The 4,393-nt window shown below is 60.6% G+C and carries 3 protein-coding genes and 1 pseudogene; all 4 read right to left on the bottom strand.

The annotated features are described in order from the left end of the window. The coding region (locus tag RAE04_RS11550) for an IS110 family transposase (protein ID WP_317027457.1) at positions 1-306 on the bottom strand (306 nt) is incomplete at its 3' end. Positions 307-597: 291 nt separating this feature from the next. After that, positions 598-2,364, bottom strand: a complete 1,767-nt coding sequence (locus RAE04_RS11545) for a metal ABC transporter solute-binding protein, Zn/Mn family (RefSeq protein WP_317027456.1) — start codon at positions 2,362-2,364, stop codon at positions 598-600. Continuing rightward, positions 2,361-3,170: a metal ABC transporter ATP-binding protein gene (locus RAE04_RS11540; protein ID WP_035006260.1), complete on the bottom strand. Its 810-nt coding sequence runs from the start codon at positions 3,168-3,170 to the stop codon at positions 2,361-2,363. The genes RAE04_RS11545 and RAE04_RS11540 overlap by 4 nt, the downstream gene beginning before the upstream one ends. A gap of 197 nt (positions 3,171-3,367) precedes the next feature. Next, positions 3,368-4,393, bottom strand: a pseudogene (locus tag RAE04_RS11535) (IS110 family transposase); the annotation flags it as partial.

The following is a 4,393-nucleotide window of genomic DNA, read 5'->3' as shown; positions in this document are numbered from 1 at the left end:
TTTTGCACGTCCCGGATAGAGATCTGCAGCTTTGCGCATCGCAAGACCTGGCAGGTATCCGACTTCGCAACCGCAGTCCCGGGCTACAGCAATCGGTAGTGCGCCGATGGTGTTGGGTTGGTCGACGATCACGAGCACGGTGCCAAGCTTCTGAAGCTGGTGAAAAACGCCTGCTAGTTCGGATTCGAGTTGAGGCAACGGTTTGTCGAAGACCTTGTTGCCATCACGGTCTAAGGCGCAGGCGTGGTGTTCAGATTTGCCGACGTCTAACCCAAGGAATATGTCGATGGAATGCTCCGGAGACATGATGAGCTCCTAGAAAACGAGATGGGTATGGCGTTGTTCCAGTCGCTGGTGTCATGACCTTCGTTGCAAGCACCCACGTTACAAAGAGACCTAGTTTAAAACTGGCCGTGTCCCTATCAGCTGTCATCGAAAGTCCTGGCACCCGGCGGCAACACCCCCCGGATTATGGAAACTACAGGGCAGGTAAGCCATACCGGGACCAGCGACTATCCCCATTATCGGGGACACTCACAAGGTAACGGGAATGCGACCGGGGAAGCCCAACGCATGTGGGCCTCGAGCATTCGCGTTTTAGCGCTTCAGCCCCGCGATCATGGTCTTCAAGTTGCTGCGCAGGAAATCCTCGTAGGTTCCCGCGACCGTGCCCGGCTTGCCGAGCTCATCGGAGTGCAGTGGCTCGTCGAAGATCGGAATCCCGGCCTCCTTCGAGACGGTCTTCATGGGGCGCGTATCCACGTTCGACTCCACGAACAGGTGCTTCGGGCGCTTGTCCTTCAGCTGGCGCACGAGGTGTCCGATCTGCGCGGGGGAGCCGTTTTCATCCGTGTCGATCTGCCAGATATACAGCTGCTCCATGCCGTAGGTGTCGACCATGTATTGGAAGGCATGTTCACTGGCCACGAGCACACGATCCTCCTTCGGCAGCGCACCGATCTGCTCGCGGTAGTCGGCGTCGATGCTCTCCAGCATGGCCTTGTACTCCGCCCCCTTCTCCTCGATGTGCTCGGCACGCTCGGGCAGGGCCTCGGCCAGCGCCGCGGTCACGTTCTCGGCCATCGCGATGCCGACGGTCGGGTCCAGGAAGGCGTGCGGGTTGATCTCCTGATTGCCCTTTTCGTCCTTGAGGTACTTCGGTTCCACGCCCTTGGTGGCCTCGACCATCTGGGAATCGTCCAGGCCCGCGGTGTTTTTCAGTTTCGCGAGCCAGCCGTGCTCACCGCCCTCGAGGTTCAGCCCGTTGTAGAACAGCAGGTCGGCGTCGCTCGTCGCATCCAGGTCCGCGGGCAGGGGGTCGTAGTCGTGCGGGTCCGTGCCGGTCGGCACGAGGTTATGGACGTCCACCGCCTCGCCGCCGATCTCCTCCACCAGGTCCGCCAGCAGCGTGAAGGTGGTGACGACGTTCAGCTGCTCACCGTCTGCCTTCTCCTCCGTCGAGAAGGTCACGGCCCCGAACACGAGGGCACCGCCCACCAGGAGGGCCAACAGCGCGGCCAGTGGCTTATTGCCCAGCGAGCGAGCAATCAGTCCCTTGCCTGGCGCGAAGAGGAAAGCCAGCAGGAACAGCGCGCTGGCGGTCAGCACGATCGTCACGCCGGAGGACACGTTGTAGCTATAGCTCAGGAACAGCCCCACTACGGAGCTGAGCGCCGAGAACGCCACTGAAAGCCCGATCATCACTCCCAGCCGGTTCGTCAGCAGGTACGCCGCCGACGCCGGAGTAATCAGCAGGGAGACCACCAGGATCACGCCCACCGTCTGCAGGGAAATGACCGTCACCAGCGTGAGCACCACCATCAGCCCGTAGTGGATTGCCCGCACGGGCACGCCAGCCGACTGCGCCATGACGGGGTCGAAGGTGCTGAGCTTGAGCTCCTTGTAAAAGACCAGCGTGAGAATCAGCACGGCAGCGGCAATACCGATCGAGAGGTTGCGGTCGGCGTCCTGAACGGTCAGGACGTTGCCGAAGAGGATCTCCGTCAGATCCGTCGCCGTCTGCGCTTTCGCCATGAGCAGCACGCCGATCGCGAAGAAGGTGGAAAAGACGATGCCGATCGCCGAATCGTTCTTCACAGTGGAGCGTTCGCCGATCAGCCCGATCGCCAGTGTGGCGAGTAGACCCGCGACCACCGCCCCGAGGAAGAGGTTCGTGCCGAGCAGGTAGGAGGCCGCGACCCCCGGTAGTACGGCGTGCGAGATGGCGTCGCCGATCAGGGCCATGCCGCGCAGCACGATGAAGCTGCCGACGATGCCGCAGGCCACGCCCACGATCACCGAGGTGATCAGCGCGTTTTGCAGGTAGCCGTGGCTGAGTAGTGAGTCGAGGAACTCCGCGATCATGCTGTCTCCTCCTGGAGGGCTGCCTGCCGTGGCGTGGGGTGGGCTGGTGCTGACGGCTCGCGGATGACGAGCGCGCCGAAGGCCTTCTGCAGCACGTCGGGGACGAAGACCTCCTCGGTGGGACCCGCCGCGACGAGCTCGCCGTTGAGGACGATGAGGTCGTTGTAGTAGCCGCGCACCGTGTTCATGTCGTGGTGCACGACGACGACGTGCTTGCCCGCGTCCGCCATCTGCCGCAGCAGGGTCACGATCGTCTTCTCGCTGGGGACGTCGATGCCGACGAAGGGCTCGTCCAGGAAGATGTACTCCGCGTCCTGGACGATGGCGCGGGCAAAGAGGACGCGCTGGAACTGTCCGCCCGAGAGTTCGCTGATGTGGCGGTGGCGAAAGTCCCACATGTCGACGTCCTTGAGAGCCTGGGTGGCTGCTTCGCGTTCGGCCTTGCCGGGGCGGTGGAAAAGACCCAGGCGCGGGTAAGTGCCCATCAGGACGGTGTCGAAGACGCTGGTGGGGAAGTTGCGGTCGAGGTCAGAGCGCTGCTCGATATAAGCGATTGCGCGGCGCTGCTCGGCGGGGGCCTTGCCGTCGAGGGTGACGGGGTAGCCGGCAGGGGCGCCGGTGGGGCCTGTGCCGTGGACGTTGTGTTTGTCCAGGATCTGGAGCATCGCCTTCATGAGGGTGGATTTGCCTGAGCCGTTGGGGCCGATGATGCCGTGCATGCCGGGGGAGTCGAGGGTGAAGCTGATGTTCCGAATCGCGGTGTTCGCGCCGTAGCTCACGCTCAAGTTCTGGACGCTAATACTCATGGCAGCCAAGAATAGCGTTCAGTTCAATGAATCACCAAATTCAATGTATTGAACTTTGGGGTGGGGTGGTGTTGGGGGGTGTCCCTATGTTTTTGTCAAGTGCCAGACCGATGTTGACGAGCACAGTCTTGGGAGTAGTTTCTTAGGCGTGCCTAGGAGCCGGCCAGCGTGTGCTGGTCGGCTTCGTCTTTGGGGCTTTATGCGGCGACGGGGCGTGGCGGGATTTCGCGGAAGAACTCCTTGTTTTTCAGCATCGCGTAGATGACATTGCATCGGCGTCGTGCCAGGCAGATGACTGCTGCGTTGTGGCGTTTTCCTTCAGCGCGTTTGCGTTCGTAATACCGCCGTGACGGTTCGTGGCTGCGGATAACTGCGAATGCGGAGTAGAACAAGGCGTTTTTCAGTCGTTTATTGCCTGACCGTGCCGGGAATTCACCTCTGATCGACGAACCGGATCGTCTAGTCACGGGTGCTATTCCAGCATAAGCAGCTAAGTGGCCAGCACTAGCGAAGTCGGAGCCATCACCGATCGCAAGAAGGATCTGCGCTGCGGTCTTGATGCCGACTCCGGGCATACTCATCAAGACCTCACAAAGAGGGAAATCAGCGAGCATCTCTTCAACCTGCTCAGCAATGGTGTTTCGTTGCTCTTTGAGGGCCTGGATGTTTGCAGCCAGTTGAGGAATTACTAACTCGGCGGCATCGCTTCCAGGCACGGTGACTGTTTGAGCTTTCAGCGCTGTAAAAATGTCGTCTACCAGCGGGGTGGGGTCTTTACGTGTGCGCTTGATCATCCAGTTCAACACTCGTTGGTATCCGGCTCTTTTTAGCCCCTGCGGTCCCTTGTAATGGATCAATAATTCCAGGATCGGCGTGCGAGTCAGGGTGCTACCAGCAAAAACTCGTTCCAGGCTGGGGTAGATCTGGGTGAGGACACTGCGAAGCCGATTGACAGTGCGAGTGCAATCGCGGGCGATGTCATCATCGAAGCCGGACAGCATCTTTAGGGCGGAGAGTACCTCATCATTGCGGTCGACGGCACGTAGCGTGTGGGGCATTGTGCGGGCGGTGTCGGCGATGATGAATGCGTCGCGTTTGTCTGTTTTGCACGTCCCGGATAGAGATCTGCAGCTTTGCGCATCGCAAGACCTGGCAGGTATCCGACTTCGCAACCGCAGTCCCGGGCTACAGCAATCGGTAGTGCGCCGATGGTGTTGGGTTGG

Origin of the sequence: Corynebacterium sp. CTNIH16, assembly GCF_032821655.1 — a bacterium.
In the GTDB taxonomy this organism is placed as follows: Bacteria; Actinomycetota; Actinomycetes; order Mycobacteriales; family Mycobacteriaceae; genus Corynebacterium; species Corynebacterium marquesiae.
Note: the sequence above shows the minus strand (reverse complement) of the source record. Positions and strands in the feature narration are given on the sequence as shown.